This window comes from Burkholderia sp. MSMB1826, from assembly GCF_001526325.1.
Classification (GTDB): domain Bacteria; phylum Pseudomonadota; class Gammaproteobacteria; order Burkholderiales; family Burkholderiaceae; genus Burkholderia.
Map to the genome: position 1 here is coordinate 259,611 of NZ_LOYN01000010.1, position 22,212 is coordinate 281,822.

Here is a 22,212-nt window from a genome sequence, read left to right on the forward strand (position 1 = left end):
TATCTGATGACGAAGTGGAATGGCTGATGAATGGCCCCGTCGCATGAGCACCATGATGACAAACTTTCGCCTGCCGAATTGTTAACCAACTTTAAACGGAGAAGAGGGCCGCGCCGCGATGCGGCGCGCGACGGGCGCGCGGCATCGTGCAGCGACGTGAGGCGGGCAAGCGGTGCGCGGCCGGGCGCCGCGCACGCGAGGCGTGTCAACCAGGCTTGCGCGAGCGGGCGTCGCGCAGGTTGGGCGGGACGACCGGGCGGAAGCGCTCGCGCTTGTGTTCGTCGTCGAAGTGCTGGCGTGCCGGCTTGATCAGGTCGCTGCGCGACACGATGCCCGCGATGCGCAGCGATTGCTCGTCGGCGACCACCGGCAGGCGCTCGAGGCCGAGCATCGCGAGGCGCGACGCGACGACGCGGCACGTTTCGTGCGCCAGCGCGACGGCCGGTGCGCGGTCGGCGAACGCGGCCGAGATCGGCGCATCGGCGCCGGCCCGTGCACGCTGTGCGTCGAGCGTCGCGCGATCGACGAGGCCGAGCAGGCGGCCGTTCTGCACGACCGGATACGCGCGGTGCGTCTGCTTCGCGCCGAAGTATTGGGTGTCGACGGTATCGAGCGTCGCCGAGCCGTCGATCGTGACGAGCCGATCGGCCGACGTCATCACTTCGCCGACGTCGTGCCGCTCGAGCGGATCGACGCCGTATTCGCGATAGATGTGGTAGCCGCGGCGTGCGATCTTTTCCGTCATGATCGAGCGCTTCATCACGATGGTCGCGAAGCCGTGCGCGACGAGGGTCGCGGCGAGCAGCGGCAGCAGCGCGTTGGCGTCGTGCGTGAGGCCGAAGGCGAACACGATCGCGGTGAGCGGGGCGCCCAGCGTGGCGCCGAGCGTCGCGGCCATGCACACGAGCGGCCACAGCACCGGATCGCCGCCCGGCAGCACCGGCGACAGCACGGTGCCAAGGCCGGCGCCGAGCATCAGCAACGGGGCGAGCACACCGCCCGAGGTGCCCGAGCCGAGCGCGATCACCCACATCACGGCTTTCACGATCAGTAGCGCGAGCGCGACCTTCAGCGCGATGTGCTGGTGCAGCAGGTCGCCGATCACGTCGTAGCCGACGCCGAGCGCGCGCGGCTCGAGCCAGCCGCCGATGCCGATCACGATCGCGCCGAGTGCAGGCCACCACATCCAATGCACGGGCAGCTTCGCGAAGGTGTCCTCGACGCGGTAGAGCGCCGCCGACAACCCGCACGCGAGCATGCCCGACAGCAGGCCCGCGACGATGCACGACAGCAGCGCGACGGGCGTCGGCGCGGCGGTCGTCACCGGAAACAGCGGATCGACGCCGAAGAACACCACGCGTGCGAACCCTGCGACCGCGCACGCGAGTGCGACCGGCAGGAAACTGCGCGGACGCCATTCGAACAGCAGCAGTTCGACCGCGAGCAGCACGGCGGCCACCGGCGTGCCGAACACGGCCGTCATGCCGGCGGCCGCACCGGCGACGAGCAGCGTCTTGCGCTCGGCGGCGGTCACGTGCACGCATTGCGCGATCAGCGAGCCGAGCGCGCCGCCCGTCATGATGATCGGGCCTTCGGCGCCGAACGGGCCGCCGCTGCCGATCACGACGCCGGACGACAGCGGCTTGAGAATCGCGACCTTCGGCGACATGCGGCTCTTGCCGAACAGGATCGCCTCGATCGCTTCGGGAATGCCGTGGCCGCGGATCTTTTCCGAACCGAAACGCGCCATCAGGCCGACGATCAGCCCGCCGATCACCGGCACGGCGATCACCCATGCGCCGAGCGTGTTGTTCGCGGGCGAATGGTCGGCGAACGAGAACTGCTGGAAGAAGAACAGGTTCGTGAACAGGTGGATCAGGCTCAACAGCACGAACGCGGCAAGCGTGCTGAGCAGGCCGATCCCGGCGGCAAGCAACGCGATCCTGGGCAGGCGTTCGTTGATTGAGAAATCGCGTTTGTGTGGTGCGTTCATCGGCGTGGCGAGGGCAAGGGTCAGTAATCGATCTGGGGAACCTGGAACGTGTCCTTGAGCGACTTCAGCTCGGCGCGGTGCATGGCCGCGAGACGGGCGAGCAGCGTTTCGCCGGCCTGTTCGAGGTGGACTTCGACCTGGCGACGGTCGGCCTCGCTCGGCTTGCGCTTCACGAGCCCGAGCGCTTCGCAGCGCGTCACCAGCGCCACGACGCCGTGGTGCTGCGCCTGCAGGCGTTCCGCGAGCTCGCCGATGGTCGCCCATTCGCGATGCGGATAGCCCTTGATGTGCAGCAGCAGCAGGTATTGCAGCGGCGTCACGCCTTCGCTTTGCGCGGCGCGCTCGGAGAAGCGCTCGAAGCGGCGCATCTGGTAGCGGAACTCGGACAGTTGCTGGAAATCGCTTTTCGCGAGCGCGCGTCGGGTATCGTTCATCGAGGTCGGTCGGGCAGTCGGTTACGGTGGCGGTAAATATATCACAACATGATATAAATGGCCGAAATACCGCTGAGTGGTTGCATTCTGTATTTCGCAGGCGGTGACGGCGCGGGATGCGCGCTACGCGGCCTCGAGCATCCGGGTCTGCCGATAAAGGCCCGTGACGAGATCGGTCTGCGTGATGATGCCGGCGAGCCGGCGCGACGCATCGACGACCGGAATATGGTGGTGGCCCGAATGCGTAAACAGCGGCACGAGCGCCGTGATCGGCATCGTTTCCGGCACCGACGCGACGTCGCGCGTCATCACGGACGCGACGCTCGCGGGCTGGCCGCCGAACGATTGCGGCAGCCGCGCGGACAGGCGCTGCCACAGCGGGGTCGGACGGCGCAACTGGCGCGTGAGGTCGGCGCGCGTGACGATGCCGGTCAGGCAACCTTCGCCGTCGACCACGGGCAGCGCCTTCACGCGGTGTCGGTCGAGCAGCGTCAGTGCGGTCGCGATCGACGTCGACGGCGCGACCTCGATCGCATTCTTCGTCATCAGGTCCGCGCACTTCAACTGGCCGAACGTGCGCGTATAGGCCTGCATTTCGGTTTCGCGCAGCAGCGCTTCGAGATCGTCCGGATCGACGTCGAGCCATTCGCTGCGACGTTTCAGCACCGCGTCGAGGTCGCCGCGCGTGAAGCCGCCGCGCGCCGGTGCGGCGCCGGCCTGCTGTTTCGCTTCGGGGCGCACGCCGCCGTGCGGATAGCGGTGCCCGGTCAGCGCGTGATAGACGAGCGCGGCCGACAGCAGGATCGCCGATTGCAGCGCGATCGGCTGCAGGACGAAGCCGAAGCCGAGCGAATGGATCGCCGGGCCGCCGACCACGGCCGTGAGCGCGACGGCGCCCGACGGCGGATGCACGCAGCGCAGCGCGAACATGCCGCCGATCGCGCAGGCGATCGCGACCGCGGCGGCCGTGATCGGATCGGCGATCCATTGCGCGCACGCGACGCCGACCGTCGCCGCGACGAGATTGCCGCCGATGATCGACCACGGCTGCGCGAGCGGGCTCGCCGGCACCGCGAACAGCAGCACGGCCGACGCTCCCATCGGCGCGACGAGCAGCGGCACGAGGCCCGGCACGCCGGGCAGCAGCCGCATCGTGACGCCGACCGTCGCAATGCCCACGAGCGCGCCGGTGCACGAGCGCAGGCGCTCGCGCCAGCCGAGCGTCATCGGATGGGGAATGAAGCTGTGCAGCCATTGCCGCAACGTGCGGCGCGACGGGGAGGAACCTGACGACATGGACGGTAAGCGGTAGAGATGACGACGCGGGGCGGGGCGACGAGCGCGAAATTATATCGCGTTGTGATACATGTTGTCGCGCCGCATCAAGCCGTTGCACGCGCGCGATGCACGAATCTTGCAAATACCTTTCACTGGGTGGAAGCTTCCGCACGCGTAACCGCGCAAATTTGTCTGCAGCGGCGTACAATTCGGCGCAATCAATTCCCCGTCATGCCAGAACCCCGTCCGCGATGCCCGCTCTCCCGCCTTTTCCCCGGCACGGCGATCGATTCGGCGCGGTTCGCGGCCGCGTTCCGTTACCCCTCTGACGCGAGCGCCGCCGACGCCTCCCCACTGACTTTCCCCAAGCCAATTCAATGGACATGCTCGAAAACATGCGCCTGTTCGTGCGCGTTGTCGAAGCCGGCAGCTTTACCGCGGTCGCGAAGGAAATCGACGCGACCACCGCACAGGTGTCGCGCGCCGTCTCGAACCTCGAGGCCCACGTACAGACGCGCCTGCTGCATCGCACGACCCGCCACCTCGGCCTGACCGAAAGCGGCGAGCGCTATTTCGAGCGCGCGAAATCGATCCTCGCGGAACTCGACTACGCGAACGCGGAGGCGCGCAACGCGTTGTTGCGGCCGAGCGGCAAGATGCGCATTCATGCGATGACGGGGCTCGGGCAGAGCCATGTCGTGTCGTCGATCGTGCGCTACCAGGCGGACAACCCCGACGTGTCGGTCGAGCTGACGCTGGCGCAGCGGATGCCGAATCTGGTCGAAGAGGGCTACGACGTGTCGATCGTGACGGCGTCGCAGTTGCCCGATTCGGGCTATGTCGCGCAGACCTGCGGCACGAGCTGCAGCGTGCTCGTCGCATCGCGCGAATACCTGGCGCGGCACGGCACGCCGCACACGCCCGACGATCTGCCGAACCACGTGTGCCTGCGTCTCGACACGCCCGCGTCGCCGGCCGGCGAATGGCGGCTCGAGCACAGCGACGGCGAGGAAACCGTCTACGCGCTGCAGCCGGCGCCGTTCCAGGTCAACGTGCCGGATGCGCTGTGCGTCGCGGTGCGCGCGGGGCGCGGGATCGCGTGCGTGGCGCTGTATACGGTGCTCGACGATATCCGCGAAGGGCGCCTGATCCGCGTGCTGCCCGAGTACCGGCTGCAGACGGTGAGCGTCTATGCCGTCTACGCGACGCGCCGCTATCTCGATGCGAAGATCCGCACCTTCCTCGATCACTTGCGCACGACGCTCACGCCGGCGCTGGAGAACGATCTGCGCGAGCTCGACCGGCTCACGACGGAGCATGTGCCGGGCGGCCGCCAGCCTGCGTGACGGCGCGTGCGTGCCGCCGCGCCGCTCATGCGGCCGGCGCGATGCGGATCCGCTCGAAGCGGCCCGCGAGCCAGACATACGCCGCAATGCCGATCAGCCCGTGCGCGGCGACGAACCATAACGCGCCGGCGAACGAGCCGGTGCTGGCGACGAAGTAGCCGATCACGAGCGGCGTGACGATGCCGGCGATGTTGCCGAGACCGTTGAAGACGCCGCCGCTCAAGCCGACCATGCCTTCCGGCGCCGTGTCGGCGAGCACCGCCCAGCCGACCGCCGCGAGCCCCTTGCCGAAGAACGCGATCGTCATCAGCGCGATCACGACCGCGTTCGACGATGCGCCGTTCGCGAGCACGAGCAGCGTCGCCATCGCCATCCCCGCGACGAACGGCGTCTTGCGCGCCCTCGACGGATGCATGCCGCGCCGGATCAGCCAGTCCGACAGCACGCCGCCGAGCACGCCGCCCGTGAAGCCGCAGATCGCCGGCAGCGCGGCGACCCAGCCGGCTTCCATGAAGCAGCGTCGCCATCGCCATCCCCGCGACGAACGGCGTCTTGCGCGCCCTCGACGGATGCATGCCGCGCCGGATCAGCCAGTCCGACAGCACGCCGCCGAGCACGCCGCCCGTGAAGCCGCAGATCGCCGGCAGCGCGGCGACCCAGCCGGCTTCCATGATCGTCATCCCGCGCCCCTTGATCAGGTAGATCGGGAACCACGTGATGAAGAAGTAGGTGAGGGCCGTGATGCAGTACTGACCGATGTAGATCGCCCACAGGTTCCGGTGGCGGAACAGTTGCGACACGTCGCGCCACGACGCGCGCGACCGCTCGCGCATGCGATTCGCCTCGAGATCGACGAGCGCGCCGTGGGCGCGCAGGTGGTCGCGCTCCGCGTCGGTCATGCGCGGGTGGCCGTGCGGCTCGCGGTACCACGCGAACCACAGCACGGCGAGCGCGATGCCGAGCAGCCCCATCCACAGGAATACGTGCTCCCAGCCGAGCGCATGCGTGAGCCACGCCATCGCCGGCGTGAACAGCACGACGGCCATGTATTGCGCGGAATTGAACAGCGCCGATGCGGTGCCGCGTTCGGCGGTCGGGAACCAGCATGCGACGATCCGCGAATTGGCCGGAAACGCCGGCGATTCGACGAGGCCGAGCATGAAGCGCATCGCGAATAGCGCGAGCGTCGCGGCCGCGCCTTGCACGGCGAACGCGCCGACCGTGCCCTGCAGCATCGTGAATACCGACCACAGCAACAGGCTCAGGCCGTACACGCGTCGCGCGCCGAAGCGGTCGAGCAGCCAGCCGCCCGGGATCTGACCGATCGCATAGGCCCATGCGAACGCCGAAAAGACGACGCCGAGCTGCACGGGCGTGAGCCCGAGGTCGTGCGCGACGCCGGTGCCGGCGATCGACATCGTCGCGCGATCAGCATAGTTGACGACGGTGACCGCGAAAATCAGCGCGAGGACCGCATAACGGACCCGGCCGATCGTGCGCGCGGCGGCGGGCGAGGCGGCGACGGCAGCGCCGCTGGATCGATTGGACATGCGTGTCTCCTGGCCTCCGTCGCGCGGAGGCATCCGGTGTTGTAACGGGAGGGCGGTGCCGCGCTCAGCGCGTGACGCTGGTCGGCGGGCGCTGGCCCGCGAAGCACGCGGCGAGGTTGGCGAGCACGATGCGGCCCATTGCCTCGCGCGTTTCGTGCGTGGCGCTCGCGCGGTGCGGCTGCACGACGACGCGGTCGAGTTCGAGCAGCGCGGCCGGCACGTGCGGTTCGTTCGCGAACACGTCGAGACCGGCGCCGGCGATCGTGCCGTCGGCCAGTGCGCGCACGAGCGCGGCTTCGTCGACCAGCTTGCCGCGCGCGACATTGATCAGGAATCCTTTGGGACCGAGCGCGGCGAGCACGTCGGCCGTCACCAGCACGTTGCCGTGATCGGCCGAGGCCGCGATCACGAGCACGTCGCTGTCGCGCGCGAGCGCGGCGAGGTCGGGCACGAAGCGATAGCCGCTGTCGCGATGTTCGCGTGGGCCGAAGTAAGCGACGGGCATCCGGAACGCCTGCGCGCGCTGCGCGATCGCGCGTCCGACGCGGCCGAGCCCGACGATGCCGAGACGCTTGCCGGTGACCTGCGTCGCGAGCGGCTGGGCCGTTTTGCTCCAGCGGCCGGCGCGCACGATGCGCTCGCCCGCGCCGAGGTCGCGCAGGGTCGTCAGGATCAGCCCCAGCGCCATGTCGGCGACGTCGTCGGTGAGCACGTCGGGGGTCGTCGTCACGTGGATGCCGCGTGCCCGGGCGCGCTCGAGATCGACCGCGTCGGTGCCGATGCCGTTGATCGCGACGATCTCGAGCGCGCCGAGCCGGTCCATCAGCGCGGCGGACAGGCCGTTCGCGCCGCCGGTCACGACGCCGCGAATGCGCGGCGCCACGCGATCGAGCAGCGCGTCCGGCCGCTCGGTCGCATACAGCCGGTGCACGGTGTAACGCGCGGACAGTTCGGCGTCGATGGTGTCGGGCAGCGGCTGGGTCAGCAGGATGTCGATGGGCATGAAGGTCTCGGTCGTCGTGCGCGGCACGGGCTGCGCATCAGGTGGAACCGAGTATAGAAATCGAATCGATATCGGTCTAACATCAAAAGACTATCGATTGATTCAAGATTTGAATGATTGAACTCCATCAGCTTCGCTGTTTCGTCGCGGTGGCCGAAGAGTTGCATTTCGGCCGTGCGGCCCGGCGGCTCTTCATGACTCAGCCGCCGCTCAGCCGGCAAATCCAGTTGCTCGAGCACGCGCTCGGCATCGCGCTGCTCGAGCGCAGTAGCCGGCAGGTCAGCCTGACCGCGGCCGGCGAACGCTTCCTGCGCGACGCGCGGCACATCCTCGAATTTTCCGCACGGGCCGAGCAGGCCGCGCAGCGCGTCGCGCATGGCGGGGCCGGGCGCATCACGCTCGGTTTCACGGCCGTGAGCGCGTACCGGATGATCCCGGTGCTGCTCGCGCACGCGGCGCATGCGTTGCCGGACGTCGACGTCGAACTGCGCGAGATGGTGTCGACCGTGCAGATCGACGCGCTCGCGTCGCGGATGCTCGACGCGGGCTTCGTGCGCCAGCGCGCCGCGCGCCAGCCGCTCGAATACCGGCTCGTGCAGCGCGAACCGATGCTCGTCGCGGTCGCGGAAGGCGCGCCGCTCGCGGCCTACGAGCAGATCGGTCCGGACGAGCTCGACCGGCAGCCGTTCATCGCGTATTCGCCGAACGAGGGCAAGTATTTCCACGACATGATTTCGGGGATGTTCGCGGGCGCCGGGCGGCTGCCGAACTACCTGCATTACGTCGGCCAGACGCATACGATCCTCGGCCTCGTGCGCGCGGGGCTCGGCGCGGCGCTGGTGCCCGCGTCGGCGCGCGAGCTTCATGTGGACGGCGTGGTGTTCCGGCCGCTGGCGGGCGTCAACGTGGCGGCCGAGTTGTATCTCGCATGGCGCGCGGACAACGACAATCCGGTGCTGCCGGTGTTCAACGCGATGGTCGAGCGGTTTCTGACCCAGAGTACGGACGACACGGGCGTTTAGCTGCGCTTGCTCGCGCGAGCGGGTGCCGGCCGCAGGTAACGCGCCGTCGAGCCGGAAGCTTCGTGCGATTGCAGCCCGGCAACGGCGGCGTGGAGCGAAGGAAGGGAAAGGAATCGCGCGGCCGTGCGGCGAGCATCCGCCGGCGCGCGCGCATCGGGACGTCAGTGGGTGATCGACAGGAACAGGTACGCGGCGAACAGCGCGACGTGCACGACGCCGTGCAGCACCGTCGTGCGTCCCTGACTCAGCGTGAGCGTGCTGACCAGCAGCGTGAGCGCCAGCAGGACCGTTTCCATCGCGCCGATCCCGAGCGTGAGCGGCTGGCCGACCCAGATGAACACGGCCGCGACGGTCGGGATCGTGAGCCCGATGCTCGCGAGCGCCGAACCCAGTGCGAGATTCATGCTGGTCTGCAGGCGGTTCGCCCGCGCGGCGGTGACGGCCGCGAGCCCTTCCGGCAGCAGCACGAGCGCGGCGATCACGATACCGACCGCGGCTTCGGGCGCGCCGAGTTTCAGCACCGCATGCTCGACGGCCGGCGACAGCAGCTTCGCGAGCAGCACGACCGCGACGAGGCTCGCGAACAGCAGCACCATGCTGATGATCGCGGTGCGGTTGCTCGGCGCCGCCGCGTGCACCGCTTCGTCCGCGCTGTCGTGCGCGGCGAGGAAGTAGTCGCGGTGACGCACGGTCTGCACGAACACGAATGCGCCGTACAGCACCAGCGACGCGACGCCGGCGAACGCGAGCTGCGATTTCGAGAAGAACGGGCCGGGCGCGGCGTTCAGGTAGTTCGGCATCACGAGCGACAGCACCGACAGCGACGCGAGCACCGCGAGCGCCTTGCTCGCGCCGCGCCCCTGGAAGTCCTGTTCGCCGTGCTTCCACGCGCCGACCAGCAGGCAGATGCCGACGATGCCATTACAGATGATCATCACGGCGGCGAACACGGTGTCGCGCGCGAGGCCCGATTTTTCGGGGCCCGCGCCGAGCATCACCGACACGATCAGCGCGACCTCGATGACGGTCACTGCGACCGCGAGCACGAGCGTGCCGAACGGTTCGCCGACGCGGTGCGCGACGACTTCCGCATGGTGGACGGCGGCGAACACGGCGCCGGCGAGCGCGGCGGCGAACACCGCGATGACGAGACCTTCGACCGGCACGACGCGCGACAGCGCGAGTACCAGCCAGGCAGCAAGCGGGGCCCAGAGGGTCCAGCGCGGGAGCTGGTTGGACGAGAGCGGCATGAGGGTTTCCTTATGCGAGCGGCGGCGCGCAACGCGCCGTCACGGGTTGACGAAGCCCGGCCGTACTATCCGCCGAACGAAGACGATGAAACCGAAGAGGGGCGGCACGCAACGGCGCAGCCCTGGGTTCGCTGCCGCGAGGCGGCGAGGGGCGCGGGCGGGCCGAAGCCCGTCGCGGGATGAAACGGTTCGAAGCGGTTGTCCGCGGACGGCAAGACGAGCACGCGAGGCGACACGCGGGCCGGAAGCTCGATTCGACCCCGGAAAGGGGCGATGGACGGCGGTGACGGCGCGACACGCATCCCCCTGGAATCCGGCAATTTGTCGAATTTTATCAGGCGTTCGGGGGTCACTATCTCATATTCGAACCCTTACGTTGACCTTTCGGTAAACAAAAAGTTGCCCCGACCTTTCGATTTTTTGTCGTTGCGGGTTTCGTAACGGTTTTTTGCAAGACACATTCGGGCTCGCCCTGACATAAATTTACCGACCGGTCGGTTTATAATCGCTCGCACTTCCACTTCATGACGGATCGCAAGCGATGGCTGTTTCCTCTGCACATTCGGTGAACTCGGGCGCGCTCGCGCTGTCGGCCGTCGTCGGCGTGATCGGCGCCGGCGCGATGGGCGCGGGCATTGCGCAGGTCGCGGCGGCGGCCGGCCATGCGGTGTTGCTGTACGACCTGAACGAGGCGGCCTGCGACAAGGCGTTGGCCGGCATCCGCACGCAGTTCGCGCGGCTGGCGGAGAAGGGCCGGCTCGAACCGGCGCAGGCCGAGGCGGCCGGCAACCGGATCCGCGCGGTGCGCGCGCTGGCCGATTTCGCGGGCGCCGCGCTGATCGTCGAGGCGGCGGCCGAACGGCTCGACGTGAAGCGCGAGATCTTCGCGACCCTCGAACGCCATGTCGACGACGCATGCGTGCTGGCGACCAACACGTCGTCGATCTCGATCACGTCGATCGCGGCCGGGCTGCGCGTGCCGCAGCGCGTCGCCGGCCTGCATTTCTTCAACCCGGCGCCGCTGATGGCGCTCGTCGAGGTGGTCAGCGGGCTCGCGACCGCGCCCGACGTCGCCCGGATGCTTCATGCGACCGCCGCCGCGTGGGGCAAGCAACCGGTGATGGCGAAATCGACGCCGGGCTTCATCGTGAACCGCGTCGCCCGGCCGTATTACGCGGAGGCGCTGCGCGTGCTGAACGAGCAGGGCGGCACGCCGGCTTCGATCGACGCGGTGATGCGCGAAGCCGGCGGCTTCCGGATGGGGCCGTTCGAGCTGATGGACCTGATCGGCCACGACGTGAATTTCGCGGTGACCGAGTCGGTGTTCCGCGCGTACTTCAACGACCCACGCTACACGCCGTCGCTGATCCAGCAGGAACTCGTGAATGCGGGCTTCCTCGGGCGCAAGTCCGGGCGCGGTTTCTATTCGTATGCGGACGGCGCGACGCCGCCCGCGCCCGATTTCGAGCCCGCGCGCACCGCGCCGGCCGAGGTCGCGCTGTTTGCACAGGACGGCCCGGCCGCCGCGCTGCATGCGCGCTTCGTCGACCGCATCGCGAACGCGCGGCGCAACGACGCGCATGCCGACGATCTGCTCGCCGTGGCCGGCCGCGCATCGATCGCACTGACCGACGGCCGGACGGCCACCGCGCGCGCCGCGCAAACGGGCGTGCCGGATCTCGTGCTCGTCGATCTCGCGCGTGATTACGCGCAGGCCGGCCTCGTCGCGCTGACGCGCGCGCTCCAGTGCAGCGACGCGGCGTATGCGGACGCGGTCGGCCTGTTCCAGCAGGCGGGTTTTCGCGTCGTCGGCGTCGCGGACGTGCCGGGGATGGTCGCGATGCGCACCGTCGCGATGCTCGCGAACGAAGCGGCCGATACGGTGAACCAGGGCGTCTGCTCGCCGGCCGATCTCGATCTCGCGATGGAGAAGGGCGTGAACTATCCGTGCGGCCCGCTCGCGTGGGCCGATGCGATCGGCATCGGCCGCGTGCATCGCGTGCTGTCGAACCTCGCGGCGAGCTACGGCGAGGACCGCTATCGCGTGTCGCCGCGCCTCGCCGCGCTGCACGCGGCCGGTCGCACGTTCCGGTCGTGACCGCCTCGTCACTTCGAACACGACAACGACATCACTCCATTGGAGGAGCACCCCGATGACTCACCCGACGCATCCCGCCGCTGCCCTCGAGCCGATCGAGACCGCCAGCCGCGACGAACTGCAGGCGCTGCAGCTCGAACGCCTCAAATGGTCGCTGCGCCACGCGTACGACAACGTCCCGCACTATCGGCGCACGTTCGATGCGGCGGGCGTGCATCCGGACGACCTGAAGTCGCTCGCCGATCTCGCGAAATTTCCGTTCTCGACCAAGAGCGACCTGCGCGACAACTATCCGTTCGGCCTCTTCGCGGTGCCGCGCGAGCAGGTCGTGCGCGTGCATGCGTCGAGCGGCACGACCGGCAAGCCGACGGTGGTCGGCTACACGGCGCGGGACATCGACACGTGGGCGAACGTGACCGCACGCTCGATCCGCGCGGCCGGCGGCCGCCCGGGCGATACGCTGCACAACGCGTTCGGCTATGGCCTCTTCACGGGCGGTCTCGGGATTCACTACGGCGCGGAGCGGCTCGGCTGCATGGTCGTGCCGATGTCCGGCGGGCAGACCGAGAAGCAGGTGCAATTGATTCGCGATTTCGAGCCGAAGATCATCCTCGTCACGCCGTCGTACATGCTGAACCTGATCGACGAGATGGTGCGGCAGGGGATGGACCCGGCCGAATCGTCGCTGAAGATCGGCATCTTCGGCGCCGAGCCGTGGACGCAGGCGCTGCGCGACGAAGTGGAAACGCGCGTGGGCATCGACGCGCTCGACATCTACGGGCTGTCGGAAGTGATGGGCCCGGGCGTCGCGTGCGAATGCGTCGAGACGAAGGACGGCCCGGTGATCTGGGAAGATCATTTCTACCCGGAGATCATCGATCCCGTCACCGGCGAAGTGCTGCCCGACGGCAGCGAGGGCGAGCTCGTGTTCACGTCGCTGACGAAGGAGGCGATGCCGGTGATCCGCTACCGCACGCGCGACCTCACCGCGCTGCTGCCGCCGACCGCGCGCGCGATGCGGCGCCTGGCCAAGATCACGGGCCGCTCCGACGACATGCTGATCGTGCGCGGCGTGAACGTGTTCCCGAGCCAGATCGAGGAGATCGTCGTCGCGCTGCCGCAGTTGTCGGGCCAGTTCCAGATCACGCTGTCGCGCGACGGTCACATGGACCGGCTCGACCTCGCGGTCGAGTTGCGTTCCGAAGCGGCGGCGTCCGTCACCGACGGCGAGCGCGCGGCGCTCGCGCGCGAACTGCAGCACCGGATCAAGACGATGGTCGGCGTGTCGTCCGGCGTGACGGTGCTGGCGGCCGGCGGCATCCCCGCGACCGCGACCGGCAAGGCGCGCCGCGTGATCGATCGCCGCCAGGCCGCCTGATTTCGACGTGTGCGTCGTTTTACCCGAGGAAACCTGTTCGATGGATGAATTGAAGACCCTGGCCGTCACGGTCGATGCGCGCGGCATCGCGACCGTTGCGCTGCAGCGCGGCGACGTGCTGAACGCGTTCGACGAGACGATGATCGCGGAGCTCACCGATGCGTTCGCGACGCTCGGCCGGCGCGACGACGTGCGCGCGATCGTGCTGCGTTCGGACGGTCGCGCATTTTGCGCGGGCGCCGACCTGCAGTGGATGCAGCGCGCGAGCGCGAACGATGCGGCCGCGAACCTGCGCGACGCCGAGCGGTTCGCCGCGATGATGCACGCGATCCGGCAGTGCCCGAAACCGACGGTCGCCCGCGTGCAGGGACACGCGTTCGGCGGCGGCGTGGGCCTGTGCGCCGCCTGCGACATCGTGATTGCGAGCGATCACGCGCGATTCTCGGTCAGCGAGGCGCGCTTCGGAATCCTGCCGGCCGTGATCGGCCCGTATCTGGTCGAGGCGGTCGGCCAGCGCCAGGCGCGCCGTCTCGCGTTGACCGCGACGCAGCTCGCGGCTGCCGACGCCGTCGCGATCGGCCTGATTCATCAGGCCGTGCCGCTCGATGTGCTCGACGACACGCTCGAGCGGACGCTCGCGGAGCTCGGCCGCAACGGCCCGCACGCACTGACGGAGATCAAGCGCTTTTTCGATGCGATCGGCGAGTATCCGCCGTCGGACGAACGCGCGGCGTTCACCGCGCAGACGATCTCCCGCGTGCGGGCGACGCCGGAAGCGAAGGAAGGCTTCGCGGCTTTCTTCGCGAAGCGGCCGCCGGCCTGGGAGGCGGCCGCCGAATAAGGCTGCGCGCCGCCCGTTTACGGCGATCGACGGCGAAATCGGGCCGGCCGCATTTTGCGTCTCGGGCGCGAGCGCTTGCACTACAATGCGTGACCCCCGGCGCGTTGCCGGCCCGTTCCGACCGCTGCTTCGCACGATGATCGTCAATCGCCTCGTCTCCGAGATCCTGTTCGGCTTTACCGGCCTGATCGGCATCATCAATCCGATCGGTATCGCGTTCCTGTTTCTCGAACGAACCGAGGCGCTCACCGCGCACGAACGGGATCTGCTCGCGAGGAAGGTCGCGTTCAACGCGTTCGTCGTGCTGATGGTGGCGTTCTTCGCCGGCACGCCGGTGCTGCATTTCTTCGGGATCTCGATGGAAGCGCTGCGGATCGGCGGCGGCTTCGCGGTTGCGGTGGCCGGCTGGCAGATGCTGAACGAGCCGGACGGGCCGGGCGGCGGCGACACGCCGATCAAGCCGATCGACGCGAACGCGATCATGACGCGCGCGTTCTTCCCGTTGACGGTGCCGCTGACGGTCGGCCCCGGCTCGATCGCGACCGCGATCGCGCTGAACGCGAACCGCACGCACAAGCTGTCGGAATTCATGCTGTCGAGCATCGTGTCGATCGCCGTGTCGGTGCTCGTCGCGCTCGTGATCTGGCAGGTCTACAGCCGCTCCGCGCTGCTCGCGCGCTACCTCGGCAGCGAAGGGACCAAGGTCGCGAAACGTGTGTCGGCGTTCCTGCTGCTGTGCATCGGCGTGCAGATCATGCTGACCGGCTTCTCCGCGTTCCTGCAGCCGATCGCCGACCAGGTCAAGTAACCGGGCCTTCCGGTTCGTGCTCGTTCGCCCTCGTTCGCCCTTTTTCGTCCTTTTTTGTCCTTTCACGCAGCCTGCATGCGGCGCGCGGTCGTACGCGTTCGCGGCATGCGGGATACCATGCGACGTCTGGCGGATGCGCGGAGCGCATCCGGCCGCAAACCCGACTCGAATGGAGAGGCGTGCAATGGAATACGTGAAATTCGGATCGACCGGGCTGGACGTGTCGAAGCTGGTGCTGGGCTGCATGACGTTCGGCGAGCCGTTGCGCGGCACGCATCCGTGGACGCTGCCGGAAGCGGAAAGCCGCCCGATCATCCAGCGGGCGGTCGAGGCCGGCATCAACTTCTTCGACACCGCGAACATGTATTCGGACGGGACGTCCGAGGAGATCGTCGGCCGCGCGTTGCGCGATTTCACGAAGCGCGACGAGGTCGTGATCGCGACGAAGGTGTTCTACCGGATGCGGCCGGGGCCGAACGGCGCCGGCCTGTCGCGCAAGGCGATCATGACCGACATCGACCAGAGCCTGAAGCGGCTCGGCACCGACTACGTCGATCTCTACCAGATTCACCGCTGGGACTACGGCACGCCGATCGAGGAGACGCTCGAGGCGCTGCACGATGTCGTGAAGGCCGGCAAGGCGCGCTACATCGGCGCGTCGTCGATGTTCGCGTGGCAGTTCGCGAAGGCGCTGCACACGTCGAAGCAGAACGGCTGGACCCGCTTCGTCAGCATGCAGAACCACCTGAACCTGCTGTATCGGGAAGAAGAGCGCGAAATGCTGCCGCTGTGCGAGGACGAAGGCATCGCGGTGATTCCGTGGAGCCCGCTCGCACGCGGGCGCCTGACGCGCAACTGGGACGAAACGTCGGAACGGCAGCAGAAGGACGACGTCGGCCAGCGGCTGTACGACGCGACGGTCGACGCCGACAAGGCGGTCGTCGAGGCCGTCGCGGCGATCGCCGCCGCCCGCAACGTGCCGCGGGCGCAGGTCGCGCTGGCGTGGGTGGCGCACAAGCGCGGCGTGACCGCGCCGATCGTCGGCATCTCGAAGCCGCAGCAGCTGGACGATGCGCTCGGCGCGCTCGCGTTGAAGCTGAGCGCGGACGAGATCGCCGCGCTCGAACGCCCGTACGTGCCGCACGCGGTGGCCGGGTTCAACTGAGCGGCGTCGCTCGCCGGCGCCGCGATCAGCGCGCGGCGGCGAGCATCGGGTAGGTGAACAGGCCGAAGTGGACGACGTTCAGCCCCGCATGCGCGAGCGCGGCGGCGAGCAGGCCGCCGCGCCGCCACGCGAGCCCGTAGCCGACGCCGGCTACCGTGCCGAGCACGATCCACTGCCAGCCGCCGGCCGCGTGCGCGGCGCCGAACAGCACCGCGCCGGCCGCGAGCGCGACCCACGGGCCCCACGGGTAGGCGCGGAACACGCGGGTCAGTCCGCCTTGCACGTAGCCGCGGAACAGCGCTTCCTCGGCGAGCGTCACCAGCAACAGGTTGTTCACGAGCCACAGCCAGCCGGACGGCGGCCACTTCGGCGCCCAGCCGACCATCCCGAACGCGAGCGCGCCGGCCAGGCACGCGGCGGCCGTGGCGACGGCCGCCACCACGCCGGTGCGCAGCGCGCGCAACGGCGCGACGTCGGGAGCCACCCACGGCAGCGCCCACACCAGCCACAAGCCGACGAGCGGCTTGTCGAAATTCAGGTACATCGTGAACGGCACGGCGTCCGGCGTGAAGCGGGTCGGGCCGATCACGCGCGGATTGTGGAAACCGGGCAGCAGGTGCAGGCTCAGCGCGATCGCGAGCGCGGCAAAGACGAGGTGCGCGGCGATGCGCACCGCGAGCGGGCGCTCGGGCGACACGCCCCAGCCGGCCGCGATCAGCAGCGCGAACGGCGCCAGCGCGATCGGCGCGAGCTGGCCGAACGCCAGGGCGCCCGCATAGCCCAGCGCGGCGAGGCCGATGCTCAGGCCGTGCAGCGGGCGATGCCACGCGAAAGCGGCGGCCGCGAACAGGGCGAGCCAGATCGTGGCACACGGAAGGAGCGAAAGGGACATGACGGGAAGCGGATCGGCGGACGAGACGCCGCGCATCATACAGCAGGTGCGGTGACACGCCGCCGCACGGCCGGGCAGCCGCGCGTCAGCGGCCGGCGGTTTCGGTGACGCCTCCGGCGCCCGGGATGTCGACGCTGTTGCGCACGCGCATGCGCCGCCGGTACCAGAACGTCCACAGCAGCAGGCAGCCGAACACCGTGTAGCCCATGACCGGCGACACGACCAGCACGCGCTCGACCGGCCAGCTGACGACCATCCACCAGCGCAGCAGCATCTCGAGCGTCATGACGGCGCCCCATACGAACGTCATCAGCCGCAGCATCTGCCGCAGGCCCGGCTGCGCGTCCCAGACGGCTTCGAAGTGCGCGGCGCCGCCGTCCATCTCGCGGGCCACGGTCGCGCGGGCCAGATAGAAGATCAGCGGGCGTTCGCGGAACAGCGACAGCAGGAACACGACGCCGATCGTGCCCGAACCGATCGATTCGCGCATCAGCAACGTGCGCGGACTGCCGCCGAACGCCATCCCGACGATCGACAGCGTGATGCCGAGCAGCACGATGGCCGCCACCGCGTCGATGCGGCGCGAGCGGATGAATTCGACGATCGACCAGACGATCGGCGGCACCGCCGACGCGTACAGCGCGCCGGTTTCGCCGAAATACGGATGCGCGACCCGATAGGCCACCCAGGGCAGCACGAGGTTGACGAAGAGTTCGAGAATCAGGCCGGCTCGCGGTTTCACGGTGCGCCATTCCACGCAGGTCGGGGCGAACGCGCGAAACGCGTGGTTGCCCCCGGTTGCCCCGAAAAGGGTTCGGCCCAGTATATCGAAGAATCGCGCCGGGTTAGGGATGGCGAATGTTTCGGCATCACGCATCCGGATGGAACGGTACATGGCGGCCGCTTCGGACGATGGCGATAGCGGGAAGGGCGGCGCCGTGCAGGCGCGCCGCCGCCGCACGTGCGACGCCCGGCGGCGGGGCGGGCGGGCAGCCTGCGCTGCGCGGCCGCCATCGATGCCGCGGCCGCGCGAGCGGTCAGGAGACGGCCGGACGGACGATGATCTTCACGTTACGGTCCTTGTGGTTGACCAGTTCCTCGAAGCCGTGCGCGACGATGTCGCCGAGCGCGATGCGCCCGGTGATGAGCGGCTGCACGTCGATGCGGCCGTCCGCGATGAAGCGGATCACGTCCGCGAATTCGCCGTTGTACGCGAGCGAGCCGATCACTTCCTTCTCGGTCGACACGATGTCGAAGAAGTTGAACGGCGCCGGTTCCTCGAAGATGCCGACCATCACCGACTTGCCGGCCTTGCGGATCACGTCGATCGCGAGCTTCGCGGTGGCGGTGTGCCCGATGCATTCGAACGACACGTCGGCGCCATAGCCGCCCGTCAGCGCCCTGACTTCGGCGACCGCGTCGGACGTCTTCGGATCGACGACGACGCTCGCGCCGACTTCGAGCGCCTTCTGCTTGCGCGCGGCCGACATCTCCAGCGCGATCACGCGCCCGGCGCCCGCGGCTTTCGCGCACATGATCGTGCACAGGCCGATCGTGCCCGCGCCGACCACGACGACGGTCTGCCCGACGATGTTGCCGGCCTTCTTCACCGCATGCAGCCCGACCGCGAGCGGTTCGATCAGCGCGCCGGCCTCGGTCGGGAAATCGTCGGGCAGCTTGTACAGCAGTTCGGCCGGCACGTTCACGTATTCGGCGAACGCGCCGTTGTTCATCAGCCCGGTGAACGCGAGGTTCTCGCAGATGTTGTACAGCCCGTGCCGGCAATACCAGCAGGTGCCGCAATGCTGGCACGCGTCGGCCGTCACGCGGTCGCCGACCGCGAAGCCCGACACGTCCGCGCCGAGTTCGGCGATCTCGCCGCTGAACTCGTGACCGAGGATGCATTGACCCTTCAGGCCGGTCAGCGGATGCGGCGCGTCGACCGGGATGAACACCGGCCCGGCGACGTATTCGTGCAGATCGGAGCCGCAGATGCCGCACCAGTGCACGCGGATCGTGACCCAGCCTGCGGGCGGGTGCTCCGGAACGGGAACCGCTTCGACGCGGATGTCGTGGCGGCCATGCCAGACGGCGGCCTTCATGCTGGGGGGCGTGATCGGTGCGGGTGTACTCACGTTGCTGTCTCCGTCGGGTTGTCGTCGGGCGCGCGGCAACGCTGCCGGTGTGCCCGTTGCGCGATTGCGCGATCGTCCGGTATGCAGGAACGGGGCCAGCGTGAATCGGGGCGGTACGGGGCGGTCGAAAGGGGGCGCCGGATGCGTTGCACCATGTCGCTCGGTGCCGACCGGCCAGGATTTGGAAGGAAGGGTGCGTCGGATTTGCTGCGATAGCGCAACATCGGGTCCGCTGAGACGCCGGGACGTTCGTCTCAGCGCGATGAGACGAAGCGCGAGACGGACGGTGGCGAACGGCGATGGACGATGCGGTTCGATTCGCGGTCAGGCGACGACTTCGTCCACGGCGACGGTCGCGAGCGGCGTGAATCCGGCGGCGCGGTACAGCGGCTGGCCGGCTTCGGTCGATATGAGCCACACGCGGTGCGCGCTCCGGCGCCGTGCGTGGGCGACGATCGCGGCGAGCAGTTGCGTCGCGAGGCCACGGCGGCGGTATGGGTCCGCCGTCGCGACGCGATCGACGACGATATCGCGCGGCGACGCGAAGCCGTAGCGCGCGGTGGCCGCGATCTGCCCGTCGAGCCGGTGCGCGAACAGGAACGCGGCCGGATTCGGCTGGAACGGCGGGAAGGCGCCGCTGGCGTTGAACGCGTCGATCGCGTCCGGCGTGTCGCAGGCGAGCGCTTGCGCGAGCGCGTCGTCGCCCGCCAGCCCGGCGATATCGGCGGCCATGAAGTGCTCGTCGGTCAGCCGGCGCGTCCTGCCGTGCAGCGCGGACGGCAGCGGCGCGGCGCCATAGCGCGTGATCCACGCACCGACGACGAACGGGCCGGCGCCGGACCCGGGCGCCCCCTCGATCATGAAATGCTCGAAAGGCCGGCCCATCGCGTCGTCGAACTGCACGACGTGGCCGTCCGGGCCGTCGTGCAGCGGCGCATCGCGCCGGTCGCGCGCGGCGCAGTACCCGGCGATGAACGTGCGCACGGCGGCCTTGCGGCGGGGGAAGGCGGACCAGGCTTCGTCGAGCGGGAACAGCGTGGCCGGTGCAGGGGAGGCGGTCGGCATTCGGACGGGCATTGTCGGAGCGAAGCCGACAGCTTAGCCGAGGATGCCGTCGCTTGCCGTGCCAGCCATTGTCGCCCTCACCGAAACGAATCGTTGCGCACGTTACCCCTTTACTTGAAGTTAACTTCAATTTGTATCATGGGCGCCGGTCCGATTGCGGCCGTGCGAGACATCCCGTCGCACGCGGCCGCCTCAACGGAGGTGACGATGACCGAATCGCCTGTCGCGGCCGAGGCCGCCACGCTGCCGTCGCGCAGCTACCGGGCCGCCGTCGCGAACGTCGTGCTGGCGAGCATCGTGTCGGCGCTGCACGTCGGCAAGGCGACGATCGCATTGCCGTCGCTGCAGCACGAGTTCGGCGGCTCGCTCGCGTCGCTGAGCGGGATCATGTCGGTGTTTCCGTTCGTCGGCGTGTTCGGCGGGATTGCCGCCGGGGTGCTGGTGCGGCGCTGGGGCGACCGGCGACTGCTGGTGACGGGCCTCGTCATCCTCGGCCTGTCGAGCATCGTCGGCGCATGGGCGGGCAGCTTCGCGCTGCTGCTGGCCACGCGCTTCGCGGAAGGGCTCGGGTTCGTGATCGTGGTGGTCGCCGCGCCGGCCGTGCTGAACCGCGTGACGCCGCCCGAGCGGCGCAATTTCGCGTTCGGCCTGTGGAGCACCTTCATGCCGGCCGGCATGGCGCTGTCGATGCTGGTCGGGCCGCTGCTCGGCGGCTGGCGCAACGGCTGGCTCGCGGCCGCGGCGCTGACGCTCGTCGCCGCCGCCGCGGTGCCGGTCACGACGTCGGCCGACGCACCGGCGCGGCAGGCCGCGGCGACGCGCATCGGGCCCGCGCTGCGCACCGTGCTCGCGGCGCGCTCGACCACGCTCCTCGCACTCGGTTTCGCGACCTACAACGTGCAGTTCTTCGCGGCGATGACGTTCCTGCCGGTGTTCCTGATGCAGCGTCTCGGCGTTGCCGTCGGCGCGGCCGGGCTGATCAGTGCGGCGATCGTCGCTGCATGCGTGATCGGCAACCTGACGGCCGGCTGGTTGCTGTCGCGCGGGGCGCGACCGGGGCTCGTGATGGCCGCGACGTCGGTCGCGATCGGCGCGGCGGGGGCGGGCCTCTTCAGCGCGGCGACGCCCGCACCGCTCGCGGTCGCGCTCGGGTTCGCGTTCTCGGCGATGGCCGGGATGCTGCCCGCGACGATTCTCGCGTGCGCGCCGGGTTCCGCGCCGTCGCCGTCGCTGGCGCCGCTCAGCATCGGCTGGGTCGTGCAGGGCAACTATCTCGGCCAGGTGATCGGGCCGCTGACGATCGGCGCGATCGTCGGTGCATTCGGCTGGTCGGGCGGCGTCGGGCTGATGCTCGCGGCCGCCGTCGTCGGCGCGGCGATCGGCCTGTGCCTGCTGCGCGAACCGATGGGCCGGCGCTGAGTGCGGCGCCGGCGTCTTTCAACCTGCACGGAAATCCGTCAAGCATGCTCGACATCATGGAAAGCCCGACCCGCGAAGAAGACCTGTCGTGCGACGTGTCCGCGTCCGCGCTCGGCGAAGACGATCCGATGCCGTCGCGCGGCGGCGTGCTCGCGCATTCGCTCGTGACGATCGGGCGTGCGCCGATTCCGGAGCACGCGACGGCCGCGGTGTCGCCGTTGCGCCCGCAACTGTTCGTCACGGTGCTCGAGGCCGGTCGCGACGGGCTGCTGGTGCGATGGGTCGAGAGCGGCCGGTGTCATTACGGCGAACAACGCTGGCGCTTGCGCGTCGCGTTGCAGCCCGGTCGCTGCGCGCTCTCGGGGCAGCCGATCGCGCCCGGCGAACCGGTGTTCCGGCCGGTACGGCGGCCCGTGCCGGCCAATGGCGACGAGATGATCTGCCCGGCTGCGGTGCCGGGCATGGCCGGTGCGGCGCACGACGACGTGCCGGAGGACGGCGACGCCCGCGATCCGGCCGATGTTCATGGCTGAAC

18 protein-coding genes and 2 pseudogenes are annotated in these 22,212 nt (G+C 69.3%); 9 read left to right on the forward strand and 11 right to left on the reverse strand.

The window, feature by feature from the left end; all coding sequences use genetic code 11:
- Positions 1-205: 205 nt before the first annotated feature.
- The 3 genes from WS95_RS03185 to WS95_RS03195 form a co-directional block, all read right to left on the reverse strand.
- Positions 206-1,993 carry a chloride channel protein gene (locus tag WS95_RS03185; protein ID WP_059822269.1) on the reverse strand — a complete coding sequence of 596 codons (1,788 nt, stop codon included), beginning with the start codon at positions 1,991-1,993 and terminating at the stop codon, positions 206-208.
- A gap of 20 nt (positions 1,994-2,013) precedes the next feature.
- On the reverse strand, positions 2,014-2,427 hold the full coding sequence (locus WS95_RS03190; protein ID WP_034204702.1) for a MarR family winged helix-turn-helix transcriptional regulator: 414 nt from the start codon (positions 2,425-2,427) through the stop codon (positions 2,014-2,016).
- Between the two features lie 123 nt (positions 2,428-2,550).
- A complete protein-coding gene (locus WS95_RS03195; RefSeq protein WP_059822272.1) occupies positions 2,551-3,723 on the reverse strand; it encodes an HPP family protein in 1,173 nt (390 codons plus the stop codon).
- A gap of 359 nt (positions 3,724-4,082) precedes the next feature.
- Between WS95_RS03195 and WS95_RS03200 the strand changes: the two genes are divergently transcribed.
- Positions 4,083-5,051 (forward strand): LysR family transcriptional regulator, encoded by a 969-nt coding sequence (locus WS95_RS03200; protein WP_059822274.1) that lies wholly within the window; start codon positions 4,083-4,085, stop codon positions 5,049-5,051.
- A gap of 25 nt (positions 5,052-5,076) precedes the next feature.
- Here the strand turns inward: WS95_RS03200 and WS95_RS03205 are convergent.
- The 3 genes and pseudogenes from WS95_RS03205 to WS95_RS03215 form a co-directional block, all read right to left on the reverse strand.
- Positions 5,077-5,562, reverse strand: a pseudogene (locus tag WS95_RS03205) (MFS transporter); the annotation flags it as partial.
- A gap of 13 nt (positions 5,563-5,575) precedes the next feature.
- Positions 5,576-6,601: pseudogene (locus tag WS95_RS03210) on the reverse strand (MFS transporter); the annotation flags it as partial.
- Positions 6,602-6,665: 64 nt separating this feature from the next.
- The gene (locus tag WS95_RS03215; RefSeq protein ID WP_059822777.1) at positions 6,666-7,604 is read right to left on the reverse strand and encodes a 2-hydroxyacid dehydrogenase; all 939 of its coding nucleotides are present in this window, start codon (positions 7,602-7,604) and stop codon (positions 6,666-6,668) included.
- A gap of 113 nt (positions 7,605-7,717) precedes the next feature.
- Here WS95_RS03215 and WS95_RS03220 point away from each other — a divergent pair, with 113 nt between their 5' ends.
- Positions 7,718-8,626 (forward strand): LysR substrate-binding domain-containing protein, encoded by a 909-nt coding sequence (locus tag WS95_RS03220; protein ID WP_059822276.1) that lies wholly within the window; start codon positions 7,718-7,720, stop codon positions 8,624-8,626.
- Positions 8,627-8,787: 161 nt separating this feature from the next.
- Here the strand turns inward: WS95_RS03220 and WS95_RS03225 are convergent, their stop codons facing one another.
- Positions 8,788-9,876 (reverse strand): calcium:proton antiporter, encoded by a 1,089-nt coding sequence (locus WS95_RS03225; RefSeq protein WP_034204707.1) that lies wholly within the window; start codon positions 9,874-9,876, stop codon positions 8,788-8,790.
- 541 nt (positions 9,877-10,417) lie between these two features.
- On the opposite strand from WS95_RS03225, the gene WS95_RS03230 reads away from it, so the two are divergent.
- The 5 genes from WS95_RS03230 to WS95_RS03250 all read left to right on the forward strand — a co-directional run bounded on the left by WS95_RS03230 (position 10,418) and on the right by WS95_RS03250 (position 16,166).
- Complete coding sequence (locus WS95_RS03230) at positions 10,418-11,974, forward strand: 3-hydroxyacyl-CoA dehydrogenase (RefSeq protein WP_059822277.1); 1,557 nt, start codon at positions 10,418-10,420, stop codon at positions 11,972-11,974.
- A 55-nt stretch (positions 11,975-12,029) separates the two neighbouring features.
- On the forward strand, positions 12,030-13,352 hold the full coding sequence (gene paaK, locus WS95_RS03235) for a phenylacetate--CoA ligase PaaK (protein ID WP_059822279.1): 1,323 nt from the start codon (positions 12,030-12,032) through the stop codon (positions 13,350-13,352).
- Positions 13,353-13,392: 40 nt separating this feature from the next.
- A complete protein-coding gene (locus tag WS95_RS03240) occupies positions 13,393-14,193 on the forward strand; it encodes an enoyl-CoA hydratase-related protein (protein ID WP_059822281.1) in 801 nt (266 codons plus the stop codon).
- Positions 14,194-14,329: 136 nt separating this feature from the next.
- Positions 14,330-15,001, forward strand: a complete 672-nt coding sequence (locus tag WS95_RS03245) for a MarC family protein (protein WP_034204711.1) — start codon at positions 14,330-14,332, stop codon at positions 14,999-15,001.
- A 184-nt stretch (positions 15,002-15,185) separates the two neighbouring features.
- The gene (locus WS95_RS03250; RefSeq protein WP_059822283.1) at positions 15,186-16,166 is read left to right on the forward strand and encodes an aldo/keto reductase; all 981 of its coding nucleotides are present in this window, start codon (positions 15,186-15,188) and stop codon (positions 16,164-16,166) included.
- 25 nt (positions 16,167-16,191) lie between these two features.
- Here the strand turns inward: WS95_RS03250 and WS95_RS03255 are convergent, their stop codons facing one another.
- From WS95_RS03255 to WS95_RS03270, 4 genes are all read right to left on the reverse strand, one after another.
- Positions 16,192-17,058 carry a CPBP family intramembrane glutamic endopeptidase gene (locus WS95_RS03255; RefSeq protein ID WP_059822782.1) on the reverse strand — a complete coding sequence of 289 codons (867 nt, stop codon included), beginning with the start codon at positions 17,056-17,058 and terminating at the stop codon, positions 16,192-16,194.
- A gap of 85 nt (positions 17,059-17,143) precedes the next feature.
- Positions 17,144-17,800 (reverse strand): VC0807 family protein, encoded by a 657-nt coding sequence (locus tag WS95_RS03260; RefSeq protein ID WP_059822780.1) that lies wholly within the window; start codon positions 17,798-17,800, stop codon positions 17,144-17,146.
- 295 nt (positions 17,801-18,095) lie between these two features.
- Positions 18,096-19,160: a 2,3-butanediol dehydrogenase gene (locus WS95_RS03265; protein ID WP_059822284.1), complete on the reverse strand. Its 1,065-nt coding sequence runs from the start codon at positions 19,158-19,160 to the stop codon at positions 18,096-18,098.
- 357 nt (positions 19,161-19,517) lie between these two features.
- A complete protein-coding gene (locus WS95_RS03270) occupies positions 19,518-20,258 on the reverse strand; it encodes a GNAT family N-acetyltransferase (RefSeq protein WP_059822285.1) in 741 nt (246 codons plus the stop codon).
- A gap of 207 nt (positions 20,259-20,465) precedes the next feature.
- Here WS95_RS03270 and WS95_RS03275 point away from each other — a divergent pair, with 207 nt between their 5' ends.
- Entirely contained in the window at positions 20,466-21,677 is a 1,212-nt protein-coding gene (locus WS95_RS03275) for an MFS transporter (RefSeq protein ID WP_059822785.1), read from the forward strand.
- A gap of 44 nt (positions 21,678-21,721) precedes the next feature.
- The gene (locus WS95_RS03280; RefSeq protein ID WP_059822287.1) at positions 21,722-22,210 is read left to right on the forward strand and encodes a DUF3331 domain-containing protein; all 489 of its coding nucleotides are present in this window, start codon (positions 21,722-21,724) and stop codon (positions 22,208-22,210) included.
- Positions 22,211-22,212 lie beyond the last annotated feature (2 nt).

Coding starts and splice junctions, on each gene's coding strand:
- WS95_RS03280 (WP_059822287.1), top strand. CDS start 21,722: ATGCTCGACATCATGGAAAGCCCGACCCGCGAAGAAGACCTGTCGTGC.
- WS95_RS03220 (WP_059822276.1), top strand. CDS start 7,718: ATGATTGAACTCCATCAGCTTCGCTGTTTCGTCGCGGTGGCCGAAGAG.
- WS95_RS03270 (WP_059822285.1), bottom strand. CDS start 20,258: ATGCCGACCGCCTCCCCTGCACCGGCCACGCTGTTCCCGCTCGACGAA.
- WS95_RS03195 (WP_059822272.1), bottom strand. CDS start 3,723: ATGTCGTCAGGTTCCTCCCCGTCGCGCCGCACGTTGCGGCAATGGCTG.
- WS95_RS03265 (WP_059822284.1), bottom strand. CDS start 19,160: ATGAAGGCCGCCGTCTGGCATGGCCGCCACGACATCCGCGTCGAAGCG.
- WS95_RS03275 (WP_059822785.1), top strand. CDS start 20,466: ATGACCGAATCGCCTGTCGCGGCCGAGGCCGCCACGCTGCCGTCGCGC.
- WS95_RS03255 (WP_059822782.1), bottom strand. CDS start 17,058: ATGTCCCTTTCGCTCCTTCCGTGTGCCACGATCTGGCTCGCCCTGTTC.
- WS95_RS03190 (WP_034204702.1), bottom strand. CDS start 2,427: ATGAACGATACCCGACGCGCGCTCGCGAAAAGCGATTTCCAGCAACTG.
- WS95_RS03230 (WP_059822277.1), top strand. CDS start 10,418: ATGGCTGTTTCCTCTGCACATTCGGTGAACTCGGGCGCGCTCGCGCTG.
- WS95_RS03200 (WP_059822274.1), top strand. CDS start 4,083: ATGGACATGCTCGAAAACATGCGCCTGTTCGTGCGCGTTGTCGAAGCC.
- WS95_RS03240 (WP_059822281.1), top strand. CDS start 13,393: ATGGATGAATTGAAGACCCTGGCCGTCACGGTCGATGCGCGCGGCATC.
- WS95_RS03185 (WP_059822269.1), bottom strand. CDS start 1,993: ATGAACGCACCACACAAACGCGATTTCTCAATCAACGAACGCCTGCCC.
- WS95_RS03225 (WP_034204707.1), bottom strand. CDS start 9,876: ATGCCGCTCTCGTCCAACCAGCTCCCGCGCTGGACCCTCTGGGCCCCG.
- WS95_RS03215 (WP_059822777.1), bottom strand. CDS start 7,604: ATGCCCATCGACATCCTGCTGACCCAGCCGCTGCCCGACACCATCGAC.
- paaK (WP_059822279.1), top strand. CDS start 12,030: ATGACTCACCCGACGCATCCCGCCGCTGCCCTCGAGCCGATCGAGACC.
- WS95_RS03250 (WP_059822283.1), top strand. CDS start 15,186: ATGGAATACGTGAAATTCGGATCGACCGGGCTGGACGTGTCGAAGCTG.
- WS95_RS03245 (WP_034204711.1), top strand. CDS start 14,330: ATGATCGTCAATCGCCTCGTCTCCGAGATCCTGTTCGGCTTTACCGGC.